The sequence below is a fragment of the Nonomuraea sediminis genome (assembly GCF_018531495.1).
In the GTDB taxonomy this organism is placed as follows: Bacteria; Actinomycetota; Actinomycetes; order Streptosporangiales; family Streptosporangiaceae; genus Nonomuraea; species Nonomuraea sediminis.
In genome coordinates this window covers 443,467-466,340 of the sequence record NZ_JAHDTI010000011.1, presented here as the reverse complement: position 1 = coordinate 466,340, position 22,874 = coordinate 443,467, and the positions used below count along the sequence as shown (strand labels likewise).

The 22,874-nt window shown below is 73.7% G+C and carries 22 protein-coding genes; 16 read left to right on the top strand and 6 right to left on the bottom strand.

Annotated features, from left to right (window positions below; translation table 11 throughout):
• From KIK09_RS39765 to KIK09_RS39720, 10 genes are all read left to right on the top strand, one after another.
• The gene (locus KIK09_RS39765) at positions 1–894 is read left to right on the top strand and encodes a LysR family transcriptional regulator (protein ID WP_214324645.1); all 894 of its coding nucleotides are present in this window, start codon (positions 1–3) and stop codon (positions 892–894) included.
• Positions 895–983: 89 nt separating this feature from the next.
• The gene (locus KIK09_RS39760; RefSeq protein WP_214324644.1) at positions 984–1,739 is read left to right on the top strand and encodes a phosphosulfolactate synthase; all 756 of its coding nucleotides are present in this window, start codon (positions 984–986) and stop codon (positions 1,737–1,739) included.
• Complete coding sequence (locus KIK09_RS39755) at positions 1,739–3,400, top strand: CocE/NonD family hydrolase (RefSeq protein ID WP_214324643.1); 1,662 nt, start codon at positions 1,739–1,741, stop codon at positions 3,398–3,400. Before KIK09_RS39760 ends, KIK09_RS39755 begins: the two co-directional genes overlap by 1 nt.
• A complete protein-coding gene (locus KIK09_RS39750; RefSeq protein ID WP_214324642.1) occupies positions 3,393–4,436 on the top strand; it encodes a RidA family protein in 1,044 nt (347 codons plus the stop codon). The genes KIK09_RS39755 and KIK09_RS39750 overlap by 8 nt, the downstream gene beginning before the upstream one ends.
• Positions 4,433–5,932: an ABC transporter substrate-binding protein gene (locus KIK09_RS39745; protein WP_214324641.1), complete on the top strand. Its 1,500-nt coding sequence runs from the start codon at positions 4,433–4,435 to the stop codon at positions 5,930–5,932. Before KIK09_RS39750 ends, KIK09_RS39745 begins: the two co-directional genes overlap by 4 nt.
• The gene (locus KIK09_RS39740) at positions 5,929–6,855 is read left to right on the top strand and encodes an ABC transporter permease (RefSeq protein WP_214324640.1); all 927 of its coding nucleotides are present in this window, start codon (positions 5,929–5,931) and stop codon (positions 6,853–6,855) included. Before KIK09_RS39745 ends, KIK09_RS39740 begins: the two co-directional genes overlap by 4 nt.
• Positions 6,852–7,685 (top strand): ABC transporter permease, encoded by an 834-nt coding sequence (locus KIK09_RS39735; RefSeq protein ID WP_214324639.1) that lies wholly within the window; start codon positions 6,852–6,854, stop codon positions 7,683–7,685. Before KIK09_RS39740 ends, KIK09_RS39735 begins: the two co-directional genes overlap by 4 nt.
• On the top strand, positions 7,685–8,632 hold the full coding sequence (locus KIK09_RS39730) for an ABC transporter ATP-binding protein (protein WP_214324638.1): 948 nt from the start codon (positions 7,685–7,687) through the stop codon (positions 8,630–8,632). The genes KIK09_RS39735 and KIK09_RS39730 overlap by 1 nt, the downstream gene beginning before the upstream one ends.
• Positions 8,625–9,560 (top strand): ABC transporter ATP-binding protein, encoded by a 936-nt coding sequence (locus KIK09_RS39725; RefSeq protein WP_214324637.1) that lies wholly within the window; start codon positions 8,625–8,627, stop codon positions 9,558–9,560. Before KIK09_RS39730 ends, KIK09_RS39725 begins: the two co-directional genes overlap by 8 nt.
• Positions 9,561–9,569: 9 nt before the next feature.
• Entirely contained in the window at positions 9,570–10,796 is a 1,227-nt protein-coding gene (locus KIK09_RS39720) for a M24 family metallopeptidase (protein ID WP_214324636.1), read from the top strand.
• On the opposite strand, the gene KIK09_RS39715 is transcribed toward KIK09_RS39720, so the two are convergent.
• From KIK09_RS39715 to KIK09_RS39695, 5 genes are read right to left on the bottom strand one after another with little or no spacing between them, the layout of a single operon-like run.
• Entirely contained in the window at positions 10,793–11,470 is a 678-nt protein-coding gene (locus KIK09_RS39715) for an ASCH domain-containing protein (RefSeq protein ID WP_214324635.1), read from the bottom strand. The two genes, KIK09_RS39720 and KIK09_RS39715, sit on opposite strands and share 4 nt — an antisense overlap.
• Entirely contained in the window at positions 11,467–11,922 is a 456-nt protein-coding gene (locus KIK09_RS39710) for a hypothetical protein (RefSeq protein WP_214324634.1), read from the bottom strand. The genes KIK09_RS39715 and KIK09_RS39710 overlap by 4 nt, the downstream gene beginning before the upstream one ends.
• Positions 11,923–11,954: 32 nt before the next feature.
• Positions 11,955–13,361 (bottom strand): pyridoxal phosphate-dependent decarboxylase family protein, encoded by a 1,407-nt coding sequence (locus KIK09_RS39705; RefSeq protein ID WP_214324633.1) that lies wholly within the window; start codon positions 13,359–13,361, stop codon positions 11,955–11,957.
• On the bottom strand, positions 13,348–14,661 hold the full coding sequence (locus tag KIK09_RS39700) for an MFS transporter (protein WP_214324632.1): 1,314 nt from the start codon (positions 14,659–14,661) through the stop codon (positions 13,348–13,350). Before KIK09_RS39700 ends, KIK09_RS39705 begins: the two co-directional genes overlap by 14 nt.
• Positions 14,658–15,272 carry a TetR/AcrR family transcriptional regulator gene (locus KIK09_RS39695; RefSeq protein ID WP_214324631.1) on the bottom strand — a complete coding sequence of 205 codons (615 nt, stop codon included), beginning with the start codon at positions 15,270–15,272 and terminating at the stop codon, positions 14,658–14,660. Before KIK09_RS39695 ends, KIK09_RS39700 begins: the two co-directional genes overlap by 4 nt.
• Positions 15,273–15,352: 80 nt before the next feature.
• On the opposite strand from KIK09_RS39695, the gene KIK09_RS39690 reads away from it, so the two are divergent.
• Positions 15,353–16,309, top strand: a complete 957-nt coding sequence (locus KIK09_RS39690) for a sulfotransferase family protein (protein ID WP_214324630.1) — start codon at positions 15,353–15,355, stop codon at positions 16,307–16,309.
• A gap of 7 nt (positions 16,310–16,316) precedes the next feature.
• On the opposite strand, the gene KIK09_RS39685 is transcribed toward KIK09_RS39690, so the two are convergent.
• The gene (locus tag KIK09_RS39685) at positions 16,317–17,207 is read right to left on the bottom strand and encodes a glycoside hydrolase family protein (RefSeq protein WP_214324629.1); all 891 of its coding nucleotides are present in this window, start codon (positions 17,205–17,207) and stop codon (positions 16,317–16,319) included.
• A 171-nt stretch (positions 17,208–17,378) separates the two neighbouring features.
• Here KIK09_RS39685 and KIK09_RS39680 point away from each other — a divergent pair, with 171 nt between their 5' ends.
• From KIK09_RS39680 to rodA, 5 genes are all read left to right on the top strand, one after another.
• Positions 17,379–18,545 (top strand): rod shape-determining protein, encoded by a 1,167-nt coding sequence (locus tag KIK09_RS39680; RefSeq protein ID WP_214324628.1) that lies wholly within the window; start codon positions 17,379–17,381, stop codon positions 18,543–18,545.
• A complete protein-coding gene (mreC, locus tag KIK09_RS39675; protein WP_214324627.1) occupies positions 18,542–19,249 on the top strand; it encodes a rod shape-determining protein MreC in 708 nt (235 codons plus the stop codon). The genes KIK09_RS39680 and mreC overlap by 4 nt, the downstream gene beginning before the upstream one ends.
• Before the next feature lie 3 nt (positions 19,250–19,252).
• Positions 19,253–19,864, top strand: a complete 612-nt coding sequence (locus tag KIK09_RS39670; RefSeq protein ID WP_214324626.1) for a hypothetical protein — start codon at positions 19,253–19,255, stop codon at positions 19,862–19,864.
• Between the two features lie 130 nt (positions 19,865–19,994).
• Entirely contained in the window at positions 19,995–21,695 is a 1,701-nt protein-coding gene (locus tag KIK09_RS59585) for a peptidoglycan D,D-transpeptidase FtsI family protein (protein ID WP_214324625.1), read from the top strand.
• Positions 21,692–22,825, top strand: a complete 1,134-nt coding sequence (gene rodA / locus KIK09_RS39660) for a rod shape-determining protein RodA (protein WP_214324624.1) — start codon at positions 21,692–21,694, stop codon at positions 22,823–22,825. Before KIK09_RS59585 ends, rodA begins: the two co-directional genes overlap by 4 nt.
• Positions 22,826–22,874: the final 49 nt, after the last annotated feature.

Genomic DNA, 22,874 nt, shown 5'->3' with positions numbered 1-22,874 from the left:
ATGGATGCGCGAAAGCTGACACATTTCCTGGCCGTGGCGGAGAACGGCAGCTTCACCAAGGCCGCCGAGGCGCTGCACATCGCTCAGCCTTCGCTGTCCCAGTCGATCAGGGCGCTGGAGCACGAGCTGGGCTCGCCGCTGTTCCGGCGGCTGCCGCGCGCGATCGAGCTCACCTCGGCGGGCGAGGCGCTGATCGTGCCCGCCCGGCGGGCGCTGCGGGCCATGCAGGACGCCCGGGAGGCGGTGCGGGCCGTGTCGAGCGTGCAGGGCGGGGAGCTGGAGATCACCGCGCCGTGGGCGCTGATGGTGAACCCGGCGACGGAGCTGGTGACCGAGTTCCGCCGCAGGTTCCCGCGGGTCATGGTGCGCATCGAGGGCGCCGAGGACTCCGCCGCCGCGGCCGAGCGCGTGCGCAGCGGCCTGTCGGAGGTGGCGGTGCTCGAGCTGTCGTCGGCGGGTCCCGGGGTGCGGGTGCGAGAGCTGGCCGACTACGAGCTGTTCATCGCGCTGCCGCCGGGCATGGACCCGCCGGAGCAGACGGCGCTTCCCCGCTCGGCGCTGCGTGAGCTGCCGCTGGTGGCCTTCCCGCAGGGCACGGTCACCCGCCGCATCATCGACGCAGAGAACGCGGGCGAGGCCGTCAACGTCGAGGTGCCCTCCGCGCAGGCGCTGGTGGAGCTGGTGCTGGCGGGCGTGGGCGGCGCGCTGCTGGTGGAGCCGCACGCCAGGCGGGCCGCCCGCGGCGGCGCGCACATCGTGCCGCTCGATCCGCCGCTGGTGCACCGGGTGGGCCTGGCGATCAGCGAGGGCGAACCCGCGCCGGCCGTGCGCGAGTTCGTCAAGGTCGCGGCGGACGTCTTCCCCACGCCCCGTACCAGGCGGCCTGCCGATTGATTCCTATGCCCCTATAGGTGATGCGTCTTGGACCTGTTCCGCAGCGTGGGTCTTGAATTCTCGAAAACCCGCGTCGGAGGAGCAGCTCCATGATCCCTTTTCCTCGAGTACCGGTCACCGTCCGTACGGCCAAGCCGCGCCGGACCGGTCTGACGATCACCGCGGACTTCGGGCTGGGCCCGCTGGCGCAGGAGGACCTGCTGCGCACCTGCGGTGAGACGGTCGACCTGGCCAAGCTCGTGGTGGGCGTGTCGGCGATGCTGCCGTTCGACGTGCTCGCCGAGAAGGTCACCGTCTACCGGGAGCACGGGGTGGAGGCGTTCCCCGGCGGGATGTTCCTCGAGCACGCGGTGTTCCGCGACGCCGCCGACGCCTTCCTCGACGGAGCGCAAGAGGCCGGGTACCGGGTGGTCGAGGTGTCGGAGAACGCCAGGCCGCTGGGCGAGGAGGTCAAGGCCAAGCTGGTGGCCGCGGCGCTCGAGCGCGGGCTGACCGTGCTGGGCGAGGTGGGCAGCAAGCACCACAGGACCGGCCCGGCCGAGCTGGTGGAGGGCGCCAGGCGGCTGCTTGACCACGGCTGCTGGAAGGTCCTGATCGAGGCGGCCGAGCTGGTGCGCGCCGACGTGCTGGAGGCCGTCGAGGCGGCGCTGCCGATCGGCGACGTCGTGTTCGAGCTGCCCGGGCCATGGATCCCCGGCATTCACCACCACGAAGTGCAGGCCATGCAGCTGATGCTGGTGCGGCGCTTCGGCCCCGACGTGAACCTCGCCAACGTGGCGAGCGAGGACGCGCTGTTCCTGGAGGCCACCCGGCGCGGCATCGGACCGAACGCGGTGACCGGCTGATGGACGTCATCAGGGACGTGGCGGCGCCGATGCGCGACGGGACCATGCTGCGCGCCGACGTCCACCGTCCGCCGGGGCCCGGTCCGTTTCCGGTGCTGCTGCGCCGTACGCCCTACGGCAAGCAGGCCTTCGCCGGGCTGGCCAGCGAGCTGGCCGCGCGTGGCTACCTGGTAGTGGTGCAGGACATCCGCGGACGGCACGCCTCCGACGGCGCGTGGGTGTGGGCCTTCGCCGAGACGGCGCAGCGCGTCGAGGCCGAGGACGGCTTCGACACGGTGGAGTGGGCGGCGCGGCTGCCTGACGCCGACGGGCGGGTGGGCGCATTCGGCCACTCCTACGACGCGTGGGCGAGCTGGCGGCTGGCCGCCGAGCGGCCTCCCAGCCTGCGCGGCATCCTGACGGCCGGGATCACAGCCAGGCTGCTCGACGTCACGCACGGCATCTTCGACCTGGGCCGCCGCCTGGAGTGGTGCTACCTGGAGGCGGCCGAGGCGCGCAGGCGCGCGGGCGGGCGCGGCGGCCCGACGAGCTACGCGGAGGCGGAGCGGGACTGGGCGGAGGTCGAGCGGGGCAAGTGGCTGTGGTTCACCCCGCTGGACGACATCCCCTCGCACGTCTTCTCGCTCGTCACGCCGCAGCTCAAGCGGTTCCTGCGCGAGGTGGACAGGGAGCTGTGGGCGCTGGATGAGATCCATCCCCTGGTCGAGGTGCCGGTGTGTGTGGTGACCGGCTGGTGGGACAGGTTCGTGCACGGCGTGGACCACTTCACCGGCATGCGCCGCAACGGGCCCGCCGCCACCCGGGACGCGCACCGGCTGATCGTGGGGCCGTGGAGCCACGACCCCGACGGGTACGGCGAGCCGTTCCCCGCCCTCGATCCCGGACCGGCAGGCAAGCTGTCGTTCGCCCAGATCGTCGACGACTTCTTCGCCCCGCTCCTGCGCGGCAGGCCACGTGACGACGGCCCGCCCGTGCGCGTGTTCGAGCTGGGCGGGAACCGATGGCGGGCCGAGCCCGACTGGCCGCCCCGCGGCGCCTCGCCGACGCCGCTCTACCTGCGTGGCGGCGGGCGCGCCAACACCGCCTTCGGCGACGGGCGGCTCTCCCGCGACCTGCCGGGCGACGAGCCGTCCGACCGCTACACCTACGACCCGCGTGACCCGGTGATGAGCCTGATGGGCGCCGACTCCCAGCTCGCCCCCACCGACCAGGCGCCCAACGACGGGCGGGCCGACAAGCTCGTCTACCGCACCGAACCGCTCGAGGCGGGCCTGCGCGTGGCGGGTCCGGTGAGCGCCGTGCTCTGGGCCGCGAGCTCTGCCCCGCAGACCGACTGGGTGGCCCGCCTCATCAGGGAGGACGCCGCCGGGCGCGCCGTCAACCTGGCCGAGGGCGTCCTGCGCGCCGCCATGGAGCCAGGGGTGCCTCGGGAGCTGCACATCCGGCTGACTCCCGCGTGCGTGGCGTTCCTGCCCGGCGAGCGGATCCGGCTGGACGTCACCAGCTCCGACTTCCCCAATCACGACCGCAACCACAACACCGGCGCCGACTTCTGGAGCGACCGTGAGCTGCGCCCGGCACGGCAGGAGATCTTCCACGCCGCCGCCCGGCCCTCCCGGCTCGTGCTGCCGATCCGACCTGGAGGAGACCTGGATGGCTAAGCAATGGGTGGACCTGCCCGAGGACTTCGGCACGCTGGGCGTCCCCGTGCCCTTCTGCAACGCCGTCCGCAGCGGCGACCTGGTGTTCGTGACCGGTCAGACGGGTGACGGGGCCGATCATGACAGCGCCGAGAACGACCTGGTGGACGTGCTCAAGGCGGCCGGGGCCGGGCCCGCCGACGTGGTCAGGCTCAACGGCTACCACGTGGGCGGCGAGCCGTGGGTGCCCAGGCGGTTCCCGCGTGGCACGCCGTACACCTCAATGGACGTGACAGACCTGATGACGCCGTCGCTGCTGGTCGAGGTGGACGCGATCGCGGTGGTCGGCGTGCGGAAGGCGTACTCGCCGCGCGGCGGCGTCCGCGCCGGAGACATGATCTTCGTCGAGGGGAAGACCGACGTGCGGCACCCGGGCGACGCGGCGGCGCAGACGCGGGCGATCCTCGGCAACATCGCGATCACGCTGGAGGAGCTGGGCGGCACCCTCGCCGACGTCGTCAAGACCACCGTCTACCTGGCCGACGAGGGCGACTGGGCGGAGACCGCGCGGGTGCGCTCACAACTGCTGGGGCACGGGGTGGCCACCACCGACGTGGTCGCGCGGGCGCTGCCGCCGGGCGCGCTCATCCAGATCGAGGCCGTGGCGATGGTGGACACGCCGACGACCTTCGCCGACCCGCCGGGCGTGACCGCCTGGCCGGAGCCCACCGCGTTCCACGCCGGAGTGCGCGCCGGCGACCTGGTGTTCGTCTCGGGGCAGGTCGCGCTCGGCGTCGAACGGGACATGGCCGCCCAGACCCGCGTCGTGATGGACAACCTGCGCGCGGTGCTGGCCGAGCTCGGCGCGAGCACCGACGACGTGCTGCGCAAGAACACCTACTACGTGGGTCTCGACCCTGACGCGTGGATCCAGGCGGCGCCCATCCGCGCCGAGTACTTCACCAAGGGACCGTGCGCGACCGGGGTCGGGGTGGCCGGGCTGGTCTCCCCCGGGCTGCTGATCTGCGCGGAGGCCGTCGCGATGGTGGACCGATGAGAGCCCTCCTGCTCGCGGTGCCGCTGCTGCTGGCCGCCGCCTGCGGCACCGGCGGAGCCGTCCAGGACGCGCGGCAGCTGACGATCGCGGTGGACGAGCAGTTCGACGGCTTCGAGCCCACCGACCTGGCCGGCACCAACGTCCAGGCCGGCGTGATGCGCCAGCTGTACGACACGCTCACCCTGCTCGACGCCGACAGGAACGTGCAGCCGCGCCTGGCCCAGTCGTGGAAGCAGGGCGACGGCGGCCGGACCCTCACCTTCACGCTCAGGCCGGGGCTGAAGTTCAGCGACGGCACCCCGCTGACCGCCAAGGACGTGGTCTGGAACGTCCAGCACGCGCAGAGCGCCGCCACCGGCGCCACCGCCCGGCCGCTGTTCCTGACCACCCAGGGCGCCGCCGCGCCGGACCCGGCCACCGTGCGCGTCACCTTCCGCAAGCCGCTGGCCGCCCCGTTCGACCTGTTCGACTACCTGTTCATCGCCAAGCCGCAGGACGGCCGCGACCAGCTCAAGAACCACCCCGTCGGCAGCGGCCCGTTCCTGCTGCAGAGCTGGCAGCCCGCCAGCCAGGCGGTCCTGGCGCCGAACCCGCACTTCTGGCGGCAAGGCGTGCCCAAGCTCGAGCGGCTGGTCTTCCGCGTCACCGGCGACGCTCAGTCCTCGCGGCTGCTGTTCCAGTCGGGCCAGGCAGGGTTCCTGTTCGACTCCAGCTGGCAGGACTTCGCGAACTTCGCCAAGGACCCCTCCGTGCAGACCCTCCAGGCCGGCGAGGGCGGCCGCGTCGAGATGCTGCTGATGAACACCGCCAAGCCGCCCTTCGACGACGTCCGCGTACGGCAGGCCGTCGCGGCGGCCCTCGACCGCAAGGCCATCGTCGGCGCCGTCTACAAGGGCAGGACGGAACCGTGGTGCCTGCCGTGGCCCAAGGGCTCCATCGGCTTCGACGCCTCACCCGAGCAGGCCAGGAGCTGCCCGCCCGACCCCGCCAAGGCCAAACGGCTGCTGGCGCAGGCCGGGCACGGCTCCGGCCTGGACGCCTCCATCCTCACCGGCGGCGGCGTGGACGAAGCGGTGTCGCAGATCCTGCAGCAGCAGCTCGCGGCGGTCGGCGTCAGGGCCCGCATCGACCTGGTAGACGACGCCATGTTCAACACCAGGATCGACAACGGCGACTGGACGATCCTGACCTCCAACGTCCAGCGAGTCGCCCACGACAGCGGCTCGTCCATCGTGCTCGGCCAGCCTCTGGCCAACGGCAGCGTCCACGGCTACTCCTCCGGCCGCTACGCCAAGCTGATCGACGACGCCCTGCACGAGCCCGACCGCGCCCAGCGCCTCGAGTCGCTGCGCCAGATCAACGACCTGCTGCTCAATGAGGACTTCTTCGTGGCCATCACCACGCAGACGCCGCACTACGTCTACGCCCGCGACGTGCACGGTCTGCAGGTGACGCTCGACGGCTACCTCATTCTCGAGAACGTCGAGCTGCGATGACGGCCGGATTCCTGCTGCGCAGGCTCACCCAGATGGCGCTGGTGCCGGCCGGCGCGTCGGTGGCGGTGTTCCTGGTCATCCGCCTGATGCCGGGGGACGCGGCGCGGGCGCTGGCCGGGCCGTTCGCCGGGCCCGAGGTGGTGGCCGCCGTCCGTGCCCGGCTCGGGCTCGACGCCCCGCTGCCCGTGCAGTACGCGCTGTGGGTGAAGGCGCTGGCCACCGGCGACCTCGGGGTCTCCACGACCAGCGGGCTGCCGGTCGGCGAGCTGATCGGCCAGGCGCTGCCCAACACCGTGCGGCTCGCCCTGTCCACGCTGGCCGCCGCCCTGGTGGGCGGCGTGACGCTGGGCCTGGTCGCGGGGACGCGCAAGGACACCTGGGCCGACCGGCTCGTCTCGGTGCTGAACACCGGCGCGCTCGGCATCCCGAACTTCTGGCTGGGGCTGCTCCTGCTGCTGCTGTTCACCGTACGGCTGCGCCTGCCGCTGCCCGCCCTCGTGCTGCCGACCCTGGCGCTGGCCGCGGCGCCGGGCGCGGTGCTGGCCCGCTTCACCAGGAGCGCGGTCATCGAGGTGTCCGGCGAGGACTTCATCAGGACGGCCGCGGCCAAGGGCATGAGCCGGCTGCTGACGATCCGCCGGCACGTGCTGCGCCACGTCTGGCTCCAGCTGCTGCCGGTGGTGGCGATCCTAATGGGGTCGCTGCTGACCGGCGCGGTGATCATCGAGGCGGTGTTCACCATCCCCGGCGTGGGGCGGCTGATCATCGACGCCACCGCCAAGCGCGACTACGGCGTGCTGCAGGCACTGCTGGTGATGTTCGTCGGCACGTTCCTGGCGGTGACGTTCCTGGCCGACCTGCTGTACGCCGTGCTCGACCCGCGGGTTCGGTCGCACGTGCTCGGGAAGGAGGCGGGCGCGTGACGACCCTGGCCGTGCCGCTGGCCGCGGTCCCCCGGCACCGGAACATGATCGCGGGCGGCCTGGCCGTCGGGATCGTCCTGGTGCTGGCCGCGCTGGCGCCCTGGATCACGCCGTACGACCCGGTGCGGCTGTTCACCGGGCACGAGCTGAGCCCGCCGGGACCACAATTCCTGCTCGGCACCGACGCGCTCGGCCGGGACGTGCTGTCGCGGGTCGTGGTGGCCTGCCGTAACGCGGTCCAGGTCGACGTGCTCGGGGTGGCCGTGGGGGCGCTGATCGGCAGCGTGATCGGGCTGCTGATCGGCTACTTCGGCGGGTGGCTCGACAACGTGGTGATGCGGCTGACCGACATCGCCTTCGGCTTCCCCGAGATCATCGTCGGCATCGTCGTGGTGGCGCTGACCCGGCCCGGGCTCGGCGCGATCACCTGGGCCATCGCGGCGTTCAACGTGCCGACGTTCGTGCGGATCATGCGCGGGTGCGCGCTGCAGCTGCGCAACCGGCCGTTCGTCGACGCGGCGGTGGCGGCGGGGCTGCGCGACAGGGAGATCATCGCCAGGCACGTGCTGCCCAACAGCCTGCCGATGTTCGTCATCCAGGTGGGGCTGGCGCTGCCGGACGCCGTGCTGCTGGACGCCGGGCTGTCGTTCATCGGGCTGGGCGCTCCTCCCCCGGCGCCGACGCTGGGCGGGATGCTCAGCGAGGCCAGTGCGGTGCTCGATGCCACCTGGCTGGCGATCGTGCCCGGCGCTGCCCTGTGCCTGTTCGTGATGGGACTGAACCTGCTGGCCGACGGCGTCCGCGACGTCCTGGACCCGGGAGGGCGCTGATGGTGCTGGCCGTACACGAGCTGAGCGTCGACTGCGGACCGACCCGCCTGGTCGACGGCGTGTCCCTGGCGGTCGAGGCGGGCGCCACCCGGTGCGTGGTCGGCGAGTCCGGCTCGGGCAAGAGCATCACCGCGATGGCGGTCATGGGGCTGCTCCCGCGCGGCGTGGCCGTCTCCGGCGGGCGGGTGCTGTTCGGCGGGCGGGACCTGGCCGGGCTGCCGGAGCAGGAGCTGCGCAGGATCAGAGGGCTGGAGATCGGGCTGGTCGCCCAGGACCCGATGACGACCCTGGACCCGCTGGTCACCGTGGAGCGGCAGGTCGCCGACGCGGTGCGGGCGCACGACCGGCGCGCCGGCCGGGCCGCGCTGCGGGCGCGGGTGGCCGAGCTGCTGCGCAGCGTCGGGATCTCCGGACCGGCGGGACGCTACCCGCACGAGTTCTCCGGCGGGATGCGGCAGCGGGTGGGCATCGCGATGGCGATCGCCAACCGGCCGCGGCTGATCATCGCCGACGAGCCGACGACCGCGCTGGACGTGACCGTGCAGGCGCAGATCCTCGACCTGCTCGACCACGCGCGGGCCGAGACCGGCGCCGCGGTCCTGCTGATCACGCACGACCTGGGGCTGGTGGCCGAGCGAGCCGATGCCGTCACCGTCATGTACGCGGGGCGAGTGGTCGAGCAGGGCTCGGTCGACCGTGTCCTGCGCGCGCCGCGCCACCCGTACACGCTGGCGCTGCTCGGCTGCTCGCCGGGGGCGCGGCCGGCCGACGCCGAGCTGATCCCGATCCCCGGCCAGCCCGCCAGGCCGGGCGCGCTGCCCGCGGGGTGCGCCTTCCATCCGCGGTGCGGGCACGCGCGCGAGGTGTGCCGTACGCGCACGCCGTCGCTGGAGGCCGGTTCCGCCTGCCATTTCCACGCCGAGCTCGAGGAGGCCGCCCGTGGCTGAACCCGTCCTGCACGTCGAGGAGGTGACCAAGAGCTTCCGCGTGCACGGTGCCGCTGCGCGGGCCGTGGCCGGGGTGTCCCTGCAGATCGCGGCCGGGGAGACGCTCGGCCTGGTGGGCGAGTCAGGATCGGGCAAGTCGACGCTGGCGCGGCTGGCGATCCGGCTGGCCGAGCCGGACGGCGGGCGGATCGCCCTGGACGGGCGTGACATCACCCACCTGCCGCGCAGGCGGCTGCGTGGCGTCCGCCGCCAGGTCCAGATGGTGTTCCAGGACCCGTACGCGTCGCTGGACTCCCGGATGACCGTCGGCGGGATCATCGCCGAGCCGCTGCGCAGCCACCGCACCCACGACCGGGCCGGAGCCAGGGAAAGGGTGGCCGAGCTGCTGGAGACCGTGGGCCTGCGGGCCTCGGACGCCGGGCGGCATCCGCACGCCTTCTCCGGCGGGCAGCGGCAGCGCATCGCCATCGCCCGGGCGCTGGCGCTGCAGCCCAGGCTGGTGATCCTGGACGAGCCGGTGTCGGCGCTCGACGTGTCGATCCAGGCGCAGATCCTGCGGCTGCTGTCCGACCTGCAGCAGCGGCTCGGCCTGGCCTACCTGTTCATCACGCACGACCTGCACGTGGCTCGGCGGGTGGCGCACAGGATCGCCGTGATGCACCTGGGGCGCATCGTCGAGACCGGCACGACCGCCGCCGTGTTCGGCGCGCCGCGCCATCCCTACACGCAGGCGCTGCTGTCGGCCGTGCCGTCCGTGGGCGAGCGCGGCGAGCGGATCGTGCTGCGCGGCGAGGTGCCCAGCGTGACCGACCCGCCGTCGGGCTGCGCCTTCCGCACCCGGTGCCGCGCCGCCCAGGCACGCTGCGCCGAGGAGGAACCCATCCTGTCCGGGGCGGGCCACGCAAGCGCCTGCCACTTCCCCCTGTAGGAGGCGTACGTGCCCACCGATCCCGAGCTGGCCGCCTTCGTGTCCGGTTGGCTCGCCTCGCGCGCCGCCGAGCCGCCGCGGCCCGCGTTCCCGCGGCAGGAGTACGACCTGCGGCTGGCGCGGCTGCGCACCCTGATGGCGCAGGCGCGCCTGGAGACGCTGCTGCTGACCTCGCCGGAGTCCATGTGCTACCTGCACGGCTACACCGCCCGCTACTACCGGGCGCACTCCCCCACCGCGTGGCCGCCGCTGGCCACCACGGTCGTGCGCGCCGACCGCGACGAGGTCACCCACTTCGACCTGCCGCGCGAGGCCGAGCTGCTGCGCGTCACCTCGGTGGCGCGCGACGTGCGGCTCTACCCCGAGGCCGGGCTCGGCTTCCTGGTGGAGGAGCTGCGCAGGGAGGGCGCGCTGCGCGGCAGGGTCGGGCTCGAACTGTGGAGCCCGGTGCCCAATCCCGCGGTCAGCCGGATGGTGGAGGAGGCGCTGATCCTGGAGGGCGCCACGGTCACCGACGGCAGCGCGGTGATCAGGGCCGCCCGCCGGGTCAAGACGGCGGCCGAGCTGGACCGGATCGAGCGCGCCGCCGCCGTCGCCGACGCCGGCCTGCTCGAGGTCGCCCGTACGGCGCGGCCCGGCCGTACCGAGCTCGAGGTGTGGGCGAGCATGATGGCCGCCATGGCCGCGGCGGGCGGCGAACCGGCCGCGATCCATGAGCTGGTGCTGGCCGGCGGGCTCGAGCGCGGGCACGCCTGGTCGGGCAGGCGGCGACTGCGGGAGGGGGACTGCTTCCTGGCCGACCCGTGCGGCGTGGTGGACCGCTACCACGCCAACACCGCCCGTACGTTCACGCTGGGCGAGCCGCCCGCGCCGCTGGCGCGGCTGCTCGCACTGGCGGGAGGCGCGGTGGAGGTGCTGTGCGAGACGGCCAAGGCAGGCACGCCCGTCGGCGAGGTGAATGCGGCGCTGCGGCGCTACTACCAGGACTGCGGCATCTGGGAGCTGGCGACCTGGGCAGGCGGTTACGAGCTCGGGCTCAGCTTCCCGCCCGACTGGGTGGGCGAGTCGGTGTTCGACGTCGAGGAGGTGGACGTGGACGGTGTGGTCGAGGCGGGCACGGTGACCAGCTTCCACAGCAACTTCCACTTCGCGCTGGTGGAGACCGTCGTCTTCACCGACTCCGGCACCCGCCCGCTGTCGCGCCTGCCCTGGGGGCCGATGAGGGTCGGGGGCTAGCGCAGCAGGCGGAAGCGCTGGGCGACGACCGGAGTGTGATCGTCGATCACCGGGTCGTGGCCGCCGAGGGCGGCGACCATCTCGGGGCTGTGCCAGAAGCGCTCGTGGGTTGCCCGCCACTCGGCGACCGTGGTGTAGCCCTCGCCCTCGGCCACGGCGAACTCCACATCGATCTCCCTGATCGGCACCACCCTGACCTCCACCGTCTCGATCAGCGCGACCGGCCGCCCGCCTGAGTCGAGGACCGCGCCCCACTCCCCGGCGACGGGGAGCGGATCGCCGGCGTACTCGTAGTCGGCCAGCAGCCCGGTGGTCGTGGTCTTGTCGCCGCTGAGGATCGCCGCCACGAGCTGGTCGCGCAGCGGCCCGGGGAAGGCGAACTCCTCGGCGGCCGGCTCGCCCAGCGGGAACAGCTCCTCCGCCCGCCAGCCCGAGCCGTCGAAGACCGCCAGCGCCACCCCCGACACCTGCCACGCCGAGGCGGGCGGCGGGTCGGTCAGCTCGCCTCCGACGGCCTCGGCGAGCTCCCGCAACCGGGACTCCTCCAGCCCGAACGGCCGCCACCCGGCGAGCCTCTCGCGCACCCCGGCGGCGCCGTCGGAAACGAGCCGCAGCACCACCGCATCGGGAACGTTCACCACCAGGGCGCTCTGCCCCACGCCATAGCCGCTCATGTGATCTTGTTGTACACGACGTCGAAGTCGTAGGCCCAGTCGGTGCCGTCGGTGGCGCGTTCCCAGCGGCCCGTGATCGTGGCGGGCTCGAGCGTGGCGGTGAAGCGCTGGAAGAAGCCCGGCGCGTCCCGCCGCAGCGTCCACCCGCCCTCGTGGAGGGTCATGGCGTACACCCGGAACACGCCGCGGGCGTCGGAGTACAGCAGGGCGTAGTTCTCCAGCGAGTCGTCCACGCCGATGAGCGACGTGACGGGGAACGGCGAGTTGGCCGCCCAGAGCGGCGGGGCGCCCGACAGGTCCGCGTCGGCGGTCTGCCGCAGGAACGCCCCGTCCTCGATCCAGTCGAACCTGGTCCAGCCCCGCCCGGTGGCCTCGCCATGGACGGAGGGCACCATCTCCCAGTTGCCGACGAGCGGATCCAGCCGGCGCAGCAGTTCGTGGGTGGCTGCCATGCGCCCCAGTGAATCACGGCACGGCCCTCACCTCACGCGTAGATGAGCGACAGGAACCGCACCAGGACCGCCTCACGGTGGGCCACCGGCAGGGCGTCCAGGATGGCGTTCACGACGGCGAGCTCGGGCTGGCCCGCGCCTGGCCGCAGGTCGACGCCGACCGCGGCGGCCAGTTCGGCGAACGCGGCGTCGTCGAGGGCCTCCAGGTCCAGCCCGGCGACGAGCTCGACCAGCCCTTCGGGCAGTACGGCGGGGCCGCGCCGCCTGGCCGCCGCCGCGGACTCGGCGATGACCTCGAGCATGGCCTCGACCCCGGCCAGCGTCACCCCGGTGACGGTGATGTGCAGGTTGGCGGGGATCCCGGCGAAGGACAGCTGGGGCTGCAGGAACCAGCCGCGCGCCCGCGCCTCGTCGGCCAGCGTGAACACGTCGTCGCCGGTGAAGGCCACCAGGGCCGACTCGGGCTCCCCGAGCACCCTCAGTCCTGAAATTTCGGAAATGCCGGACCGGAGCCGCCTCACCGCCTCCCAGGTGGTCCGTCCCAGCTCCAGGTACCCGTCGCGGCCCAGGGCCTGAAGCGTCGCCCAGGCCCCGCCCAGCGGCCCGGCCGAGCGCGAGCTCTGCACGGTCGTGTTGATCACCGTGTACCCGGGCCAGGCGGCCGAGGCGAAGTAGGCCTTGCGGCGCATGGCCGGGTCCTTGAACAGCACGACAGAGGCCCCCTTGGGCGCGTAGCCGTACTTGTGCAGGTCGCACGAGATCGAGGTCACCCCCGGCACGGACAGGTCGAACGCGGGCACCTTGGCGCCCGCCTCCCGCAGCCAGGGCAGCAGCCACCCGCCCACGCACGCGTCGACGTGGCACGGCACGCCCGCCGCGGCGGCCGCGGCGGCGATCTCCTCGACCGGGTCGACCACGCCCTGCGGATAGGAGGGCGCGGACGCCACGACGAGCACGGTGTCCTCGTCGATCGGCAGCCCGCCGGCCGCGGCGCGGAACGTCTCCAGGTCCACGGGCACGGGCCGCACCTCGACGCCGAGGTAGTGCGCGGCCTTGTGGAAGGCCGGATGGGCGGTCACGGGGAGCACCAGGTTCGGGCGGGCGCGCCCCATGAGGTCGCGGGCGGCCTTCACCGCCAGCATGATCGACTCGGTGCCGCCGCTGGTGAAGATGCCGTGCCCGCCGCCGAGCTGGTCGGCCACGGCGCCGACGACCTGGCGTTCCATCTCCACGATGCTCGGGAACGCGGTCGGGTCCAGGCTGTTGACCTCCAGCATCTCCAGATAGACGCGCGCGGCCGCGTCGTGCACCGCCGCCCGCCCTGTGTCGTAGACGTAGGCGGTGACCTGGCCGCCGCGCACCGGCAGGTCGTGCTCCTTGAGCCGGGCGACCTCCGCCAGCAGCTCCTCGACGCTGCGTCCGGTCTCAGGCAGGTTCACGGGTCTCCTTCCGTACGGCGATCCTGCCGTACCAGGTGATGAGCGGGAGGCTGAGCAGCATGAGCAGCGCGGGGAGGACGGTGAAGCCGAGCAGCAGCCCGGTCAGCGCGGAGGGCGCCTGGGCGACGGGCGACTCGACCGGCGCCGAGGCGAAGCCGGAGGCGGCCAGCACCAGCGCGAACAGGCCTGGCCCGACCGCCAGCCCGGCGGTCTCGCCCGCGGTCCACAGGCCGGTGAAGGCGCCCGCCTGCGCGTGGCCGGTGCGCGCCGTGTCGGCGTGCACGGTGTCGGGCAGCATGGCCAGGGGCAGCAGCTGCAGCGCGGCGTAGCAGACGCCGGCCAGCGCGGTGAGCGCGAGCGTCGCGGCCAGGGATCCGGCCGCGATCGCGGGCACGAGACCGAGCGCCACCAGCCCGAACCCGGCGGTGGCGGCCAGGTAGCAGCGCACGTGACCATAGGCGCGGGCCAGCCGCGCCCACCCGGGCACGGCCAGCATGCTGGGCCCGACGAGGCAGACGAACATCACCGAGGTCAGCCCGTAGTCGCCCAGCCGGTAGGAGGCGATGTACGGCGCGCCGGCCAGCATGACGGCCACCCCGAGCGCCTGCGTGACGAAGGCGGCGAGCAGCGCGAAGAACGGCCGGTTGCCGCGCGCCAGCCGGAAGGCGGCCACCGGACCGAGCTGGTGCGGCCCGGGCCTGGAGCGCACCCATCGGGTGGCCAGCGTGGCGGTCAGGAGCGCGCCGGCCATGACGGCGCCGATCGTCACGCCCATCACGGCGTATCCGGGCCTGCCGCCACCGGCCAGCCCCACCACGGCGGGGGCCAGGCCGCCCGCGACGAGGATGCCGACGGTCAGGCAGACGACCCGCCACGACATGATCCGGGTCCGCTCGTCGCTGATGGGCGACATCTCCGCGGGCAACGCGACGTAGGGCACCTGGAAACAGGCGAAGGCCGTGGCCGCGACCAGGAACGCGCCCCCGGCCCACACCGCCCCCGGCACGGCGCCGGGCACGGCGAACATCAGCGCGAACCCCACGGGCAGCGCCACGGACCCGGCGAGCAGCAGCCGGGTCCGCCGCCCCGTGCGCACGGCCTCGCGGTCGCTCGCGGCGCCCACGAACGGGTTGACCAGCACGTCCCAGATCTTCGGCGCCACCAGCACCCCGCCGGCCAGCGCCGCGGGCACGCCCAGCGTGTCGGTCAGGTAGTACAGCAGCAGCAGTCCCGGCACGGCGGAGAACACGCCGGTGCCGACGGAGCCGATCCCGTAGCCGAGTAACCGCCCGGCGTTCATGGCGCCTGCCCGGGCAGTCCGAGCGCGCGGTGCATGGTCTGGTGCAGGTGGGCGCGGAAGCGGCGGACCACCGCCGGGTCTCCCCCGGCCCTGCGGCGGCCGTCGGTGTCGAGCACACCGCCCTTGGTGAAGCCGTGCACGCACCAGATGGTGGTCCAGATCGCGAATTGCAGGTCGACGTCCTGGTCGATCGCCCCGGCCGCGACCGCGGGCTCCAGCGCGGTGGCGACGGCCGCCACGAGCGGCTGGACGTACTCCTTCTCCAGTTCGGTCAGGTCGCCGGCGTCCGACAGCCACCGGTGCATCCACAGCGCGGGCACCTCCGGGTGCTCGACGCAGAAGTCCAGGTAGTCGTCGATCAGCCCGTGGATGGCCACGACCGGGTCGTCGCCGGGGAAGCGGGCCAGCGAGGCCTCGAGCGCGGCCCGCTCGTCCTGGTGGGCGCGCTCGATCACGGCGAGGTAGAGCTCGCGCTTGCCGCCGACGTGGTAGCTGACGGTCGCGATGTTCAGCCCGGCGGCGTCGGCGATCTGCCGGGTGGAGGTCCCGTCGTAGCCGAGCGCCGCGAACAGCTGGGTCGCGGCCTTGAGGATCACCTCGACCTGGGTCATGCCGTCCACCGTATCCAATCAATCGCTTGATGGATATACTTCCCATATATTTGGTAGGGATTCTAGGTTAACGTGTGGGCATGCCGATGCCGACTTTCCTGGTGATCGGTGCGCCCAAGGCGGGCACGACGGCCCTGCACGCCGCACTACGCGCGCACCCCGGTCTCTACCTGTCTCCCGTCAAGGAGCCGAAGTACTTCCTCACCGACGGACCGCCGCCGTCCTCGGGGGGGCCCGGCGACGCCAGGACCTACCGCGAGCACGTCTGGCGCCGCGGTGACTACGAGGCGCTGTTCGCCGCCGCTCCCCCGGGCGTGCCGCGGGGCGAGTCCACCCCGTTCTACCTCTACGACCTGGACGCCCAGCGACGCGTCCACGCCGCCGTCCCGCACGCCAGGCTCGTCGTGATCCTGCGCGACCCGGTCGAGCGCGCCCACTCCAACTGGACGCACCTGTGGTCGGCCGGGCTCGAGCCGATCGGCGACGTGGTGCGCGCCTGCCAGGAGGAGACCCGCCGCATCGCGCTCGGCTGGGCGCACTTCTGGCACTACCTGAGCCTGGGCAGGTACGGCGAGCAGCTCGCCCACCTGTTCACGCTCTTCCCCCGCGATCAGGTGCTCGTCTTCCGCTACCGGGACCTGGTGGACAGGCCCGCCGACACGCTCGACAGGATCTGCGCCTTCCTCGGGGTGGAGCAGGGCCTGCTGTCACAGGTGCCGAGGGAGAACGTGACCGCGCACCCGGCTTCGGGTCACGGCCACCGCCTGCTGTCGTCGCTGCGGCGAGGCCTGCCGGGCCCCCTTGGCGAGCCGATCGAACGGCTCCTCCAACGGCGCGGACGGGCCCGGCGGCCGCTCACCTGGGATCAGCGGCAGCGACTGATCCCGCACTTCGCCGAGGACGTGGAGCTGTTACAGCGGATCCTCGGCGAGGACTTCGGCGACTGGCTGCGGCCGAGGGAACGCGCGGGCGGCCTGATCGGCCATCGCCCAGCAGGCCAGCGCCAGGCCAGGAACGGCCGCCCCCGGCCAGGATGACCCTGGGTCAGGCGCGCAGCTCGGTCAGCAGCTCGTGCGTGCCGTCCCCGCGGGTGTACTCGTAGTACAGCCGCACTCCCCCTTCGGGCAGATCGACCACGTCCAGGTAGCGCAGCCCGCCGTGCGGCGACCGGGCGGCGGGCTCCTGGCCCAGCGGGGTGAGCGAGTCCGGTTCGACGCCGTAGGCGACGCCGGTGCGCTCCTCGTAGTTCTCCGCGGCGTCGGCCCGGCCGTCGTAGAAGGCCAGCACGCCATTGCCGGTGAAGCGGACGGCGCTGATGCGGGTGCCCCTGGCGTCCCACATGCCGGGGCGGCCGCTCAGCGCGGTGCCGTGCCAGGTCCATTCCAGGCCGTCGGGGCTGGTGGCGTAGTCGGTCACCATCCGGTCCTCCTCGCCGGCCCGGCCCAGCGGATGGCAGGAGGCCCACAGGTGCCACACGCCGCCGCGCCGTACGATCACGGGGTCCTTGACGCCCGTCTTCGGGTCGCCGGGCAGGACGGTACGGCGCTCGCGCGAGTCGAAGGCGGCCGGGTGGTCCGCCTCGAGCACCTCGACCCGCCAGTGCTTGGTGCCCGTGGTGGCACAGCTCAGGTAGAGCCGCCAGCGGCCCTCGGGCGTCCGGACCAGGGCGGGGCGCTCGAGTGACTCGGCGTCCATCTCCTCGCGGGCGATCGTCGCCATCGTCTCGAAACGCACGCCGTCGGCCGAGCGGGCCAGCGCGACCGCGTGGCCGCGCCCCTCACCGATCGGGCGACGCAGGCGATAGGCCAGGTAAACCAGTCCGTCGGCGGCGACCGCGCTGGGCGCGCCCACCCAGTGGCCGGCACCCGCCGCGGGCGCGGGGACGGCCGTCATGGCGCGCTCCGGGTCGGGGAGCAGCTTCTCGTCGATCGACATGGGCACGAGCGTAGGTCGGCACGGGGGCACGCTCACGGCGTTTCACCATTCCTTTAATACCTATTGGCTTAGCGGGAAATACCAGCGTACGTTTGCGGCGGCGTTCTGGGGGCAGCGCGGGGGCGGGCTCTTCGAAGGGCGGCGGCGATGGGACTCCTCCTCGGTCATGACATGGCGGTCGACTTAGGGACCGCGAACACGCTCGTGTACGTGCGCAGGAAGGGCATCGTGCTGAACGAGCCCTCCGTGATCGCGATCAACCTGTCCAGGAACCACGTGGTGGCCGTCGGCAAGGCGGCCAAGCGGATGATGGGCCGCACTCCCCCGCACATCGCGACCATCCGCCCGCTCAAGGACGGTGTGATCGCCGATCTGGAGGCGGCCGAGCGGATGCTGCGGATGTTCATCCAGCGGGCGCACCCGCACCGGTTCCTGGCCAAGCCGCGGATCGTCGTCGCGGTGCCGAGCGGGACCACCTCGATCGAGCAGCGGGCCGTCAAGGAGGCCGCCTACGAGGCTGGCGCCCGGCGGGTGCACATCATCGAGGAGCCGATGGCGGCGGCGATCGGCGCCGGGCTGAAGGTGGGCGAGGCGTCGGGCAACATGGTCGTCGACATCGGCGGCGGCACCACCGAGGTGGCGATCGTCTCGCTGAGCGGCGTGGTGGTCTCCAAGTCGCTGCGCGTCGGCGGCGACGAGCTGGACGAGGCGATCATCTCCTACGTCAAGAAGGAGCACGCGCTGCTGCTCGGCGAGCGTACGGCGGAGCGGCTCAAGATCGGCCTGGGCATGGTGAAGCCGGCCGTGGCCCAGCCCGGGTCCGAGCCGCGCGGCCGCCACCGGATCGTCCTCACGGCGAACCTCAAGCTGGCCGACGAGGCCGAATCCGGCCCCGCCCAGCGTTCATGGAACCCCTTCCGCGCCAGGCAGAAGGCCGAGCCCGCCCGGGACTTGCGGCCCGAACCGCTCGACCCCGACGAGTCGGCGCCCGTCAGGGGCCGCGACCTGGTGACGGGGCTGCCGAAGACCGCGACGCTCTCCGTGGCGGAGATCAGCGAGGGCATCGAGGACACGGTCCAGACGATCATCGACGCGGTGCAGGCGACGCTCGACCAGTGCCCGGCCGAGCTGGCGGGCGACCTGCTGGACAACGGCATCGTGCTGACCGGGGGCGGCGCGCTGCTGCGCGGGCTGGCCGAGCGGATGGGCGAGGCCACCGGCATGCCGATCAGGGTGGTGGACAGGCCGCTGTACTCGGTCGCGCTGGGCGCGGGCCGCTGCGTGGAGCGCTTCCAGGCGATGCGGGACGTGCTGCTGCCCGAGTGGTCGCGGCGATGAGGGCCTGGGCGTCGTTCCTGCTGGTGGTGCTGGCGGCGGCGCTGGTGGGCGTGGACCGCTACCTGGTGCCGCTCACCCCGCTGCGCGCGGCCGGTTCCGTCGTGTACGGCACGGCCGAGCGCGCCCTCGGCTCCGTGGCCCTGCTGTGGACGGGCACCGGCCGGGTGGACGCGCTCGAGCGCGAGAACGCCAGGCTGCGGACGGCCGTCCTGACCGCTCCGGCTTCCGCGGGCACGTCCGCGCGGGGCGTTCCCGCGCACGTGGTGGGGTTCGGGCAGGGCCAGAGCGTGACGATCGACGCCGGAGCCGCCGGGGGCGTCGCGCGGGACGTCACCGTGGTGAACGCCGACGGCCTGGTCGGGAAGGTGACCTGGGCCGGGCCGTCGAGCGCGACCGTCGGGCTGATCACCGACCCGGACTCCTCGGTGGGCGCGCGGGTGGCGGGCTCGGGCGAGCTGGGGCTGGTGAGCGGGGTGCCGGGCCAGGGGCTGCTGCGGCTCCGGCTGTTCAGTCCCGACGCGCCGGTCAAGGCCGGGGACCGGGTGGTGACGCTCGGGTCCGAGGGCGGCCGGCCGTACCGGCCGGGGGTGCTCATCGGCAGCGTCGTGCGGGTCTCGGCTGACCCGGCAGGGGCGGTGCTCGAGGCGGTGGTGCGTCCCGCCGCGCGGGTGTCGGCTCTCGACCTCGTGACCGTGGTGGGGTGAGCCATGGCGCTGGTGGTGCTGGCCGTGCTGCCGCTGGTCCAGGTGATGGTGCTGAACACGCTGCCGTGGGGCGCGCCCGACGTGGTGCTGCTCGGGGTGCTGTGGGTCGCGCTGTCGCGCGGTGCGCTGTGGGGGTGCGCGGGCGGCTTCGCGGCCGGGCTGGCCGTGGACCTCGTGCCGCCCGCGGATCACACCGTGGGGCGGGACGCGTTCGTGCTGGCCGTGGTGGGGCTGGTGGCCGGGCGCTTCGGTGAGGGACGGCTCGCGGCGCTGGTGCTCGGGGCGTGCGCCGGGCTCGTCCTCCGCGCGGCGGCGACCCTGCTGCTCGGCGACGCCTCCTGGATCACGGTCACGGCCTGGCTGCCGTGGACGCTCGCCTGGACGGCCGCCGCCGCCGCCCTGCTCACCGCCGCCCTCCGCCTCCGCACCCCTGCCTGGCACGATCCCACCCTGCTCAGGCGAGCGGGCGCGCGCGGATCACCTCCGGGGATCACCCTCAGGCGCCGGTACGGCGAGGGGTGGTACGGCGGAGCCCGGCGCGACGTGGTCGGCGCGCAACCGGCACTGCGAGTGCGGCGCGGCACGGCCTCCGCCTTCGGGGCGCGCCGTGGTTAGGCGAGGGGCCGCGGGCACCCTCATGCGCCGGTACGGCGAGGGGCCGTACGGCGGACCCCGGCGCAACGTGGTCGGCGCGCAACCGGCAGTGCGAAGGCGCGGAGCCAGGACGGGAGCGAGGGCGCGGCGGGTGGGGGTGCTCCGGGTCGTGGTGGTGGGGTTGATGGTGACGCTGGCGGGACGGTTGTGGCTGCTGCAGGTCGTCGACGGGGATCGGTACGTGCGGGCGGCGGTGAACGTGTCGGTGCGGACGGTGGCGCTGGCTCCGTTGCGCGGGCAGATCCTGGACGCCGCAGGCAGGCCGCTGGTGGCCAACAAGACCGTGCCGGTCGTGTCGGTGGACGGGGTCGCGCTGGCGCACCAGGCCGACGGCGGGCGGGCCGTGCTCGGGCGGCTGGCGGCCGTGCTGCGGCAGCCGTACGAGCGGCTGGCCGGGAAGATCAGGACGTGCGGGCCTGGCGTGCCGCGCCCGTGCTGGCCTGGCTCGCCGTACGAACAGATCCCCGTCGCGGACGGCGTGCCGGTGCAGGTCGCGCTGCAGATCACCGAACGGCAGGCCGACTTCCCCGGCGTCACCACCGAGCTGCGCCCGATCCGGGTCTACCCCTACGGGGAGGCGGCCGGGCACACCCTGGGATACCTGCAGGCGGGCGTGGGGCGCGACGGGCTGGAGGCCGTCTACGACCGGGACCTGGCCGGGCGGCCGGGCCGCCGCGTGGTGGCCGTGGACAACGCCGGACGCGTCACCCGGGTGGTCGCGCAGGACCCGGCCACAACCGGGAACTCCCTGGTGACCAGCCTCGACGCGCGCATCCAGGTGATCGCCGAGCGGGCCCTGGCCACGGCGTTGACCCGCACGGGCGGCACCTCGGGCGCGGTCGTGGTGCTCGAGTCGAACACCGGGCGGGTCGCGGCGCTGGCCGGGTACCCGGGCTACGACCCGTCGGTGTGGACGGGCGGGGTGACGGCCAGGCAGTACGCCGGGTTGCCGCTGCTGTCGCGGGCCGTGCAGGGGCAGTGGGCGCCCGGCTCCACCTGGAAGGTCGCCTCCGTGGCGGCGGCCGCGAACGCCGGATACCGGCTCGACGGCCGCTACGGCTGCCCGAGCGGCTACACCGTGGGCGACCGGCTGTTCCGCAACTTCGCCTCGGCCGACCTGGGCATCATGACGATGCGCCAGGCCCTGGTGAAGTCGTGCGACACGGTCTTCTACCGGATCGCGGACGAGCTGTGGCGGCGGCGCTCGGACGTGCCGCGCAGGACCGCGACGGGCTTCGGCTTCGGGACCCGCACCGGGATCGACCTGCCGGGCGAGGCGGCGGGCGCGGTGCCGCAGGCGAGCCCGCGACCGGGTGACGCGGCCAACTTCGCCATCGGGCAGGGCGGGGTGCTGGTGACGCCGCTGCAGCTGGCGCGCGCCTACGCGGCGCTGGCCAACGGCGGCACGCTCTACGCGCCGCGCGTGGGCGAGCGCGTCGTACGGCCCGACGGGACGACGGTCCGCTCGATCGTGCCGCCCGTCACGGGCCGCCTGCCCGCATCGGCCGCCACGCTCGCCTACATCAGGGGCGCGCTGGCCGGCGTCCCGCGCTCGGGTACGGCTGCCGCCGCCTTCAAGGGGTTCCCGTTCGGGAGGATCGCGGTGGCGGGCAAGACGGGCACGGCCGAGTCCGCCGGGCACCGGGACACCTCCTGGTTCGCCTCCTTCGCCCCCGACCCCGCCTACACGGTGGTCGTGGTCCTGTCGGAGGGCGGGCGCGGCGCCCGGGGAGCGGCACCCGCCGCCAGGCAGATCTGGGAGGGCATCGACGGCCTGAGGGAGACCCGATGACCTCGACGACAGGCATCCGGGGGCGGCTGTCGTGGACGCCGGTGCTGGGGGCGCCGGACTGGGTGCTCGCCGGGGCGGCCGTGGCGCTGTCCGGCGTGGGGCTGGTGCTGGTGTGGTCGGCGACCCGGCTGGAGCAGGACCGGTCGCTGCTGCTGCGGCAGGCCGGCAGCGTGGCGGTGGGGCTGGCGCTGATGTGGCTGGTCTCCCGCTGCGACCTGCGGATGCTGCGCGCCTACGTGCCGGTGGCGTACGTGCTGGCCGTGGCGCTGCTCGTCGTCGTGCTGACCCCGCTGGGCGTGCGGGTCAACGGCGCCCACTCGTGGATCCCGCTGATCGCCGGGGTGCGGCTGCAGCCGTCCGAGGTGGCCAAGGTGGCGCTGGCGCTCGCGTTCGCCGTGCCGCTCGGCGAGCTGCGCGAGGGCGAGCACCGGCCCGGGTTCGGCGGCGTGCTGCTTGCGCTGGTGCTGGCGGCGGTCCCGGTCGGGCTGATCCTGCTGCAGCCCGACCTGGGCACGATGCTGGTGTTCTGCGCCATGGTGCTGGGCGCGCTGCTGGTGTCGGGCGCGCCCAAGCGGTGGCTGCTCGCGCTGGTGGTGGCCGGGGCGGCGGCGGGCGCGGCGGCCTGGCGGTTCGGCCTGGTCCGGCCCTACCAGCTGCGGCGGCTGCTGGTGTTGGCCGATCCCGGCGCCGACCCGGCCGGGGCCGGCTACACGGCCGCGCAGGCCCGCATCGCGATCGGATCGGGCGGGCTGCTGGGCAAGGGGCTGTTCCACGGCGAGCAGACCGCCGGTCACTTCGTGCCCGAGCAGCACACGGACTTCGTCTTCACGGTGGCGGGCGAGGAGCTCGGCTTCCTCGGCGCGCTGGCCATCCTGGCGTTGATCTGCGTGCTGCTGTGGCGGGGGCTGGCGATCGGGCTGCGCAGCGGCTCGCCGTACGGGACGGCGGTGGCGGGCGCGGTGGTGTGCTGGCTCGCGTTCCAGACGTTCGTGAACGTCGGCATGACCGTGGGGCTGGTGCCGGTCATCGGGGTGCCGCTGCCGTTCGTGTCGTACGGCGGGTCGGCCACGGTGGCCGGGCTGGTGGCGGTCGGCCTGCTGCAGGCGATCCACCGCACCGGACGGGCGTAGGGTCCCCGTCATACCCTGGGCGTGGAATAACCACGGGGTCGCTCGCGCT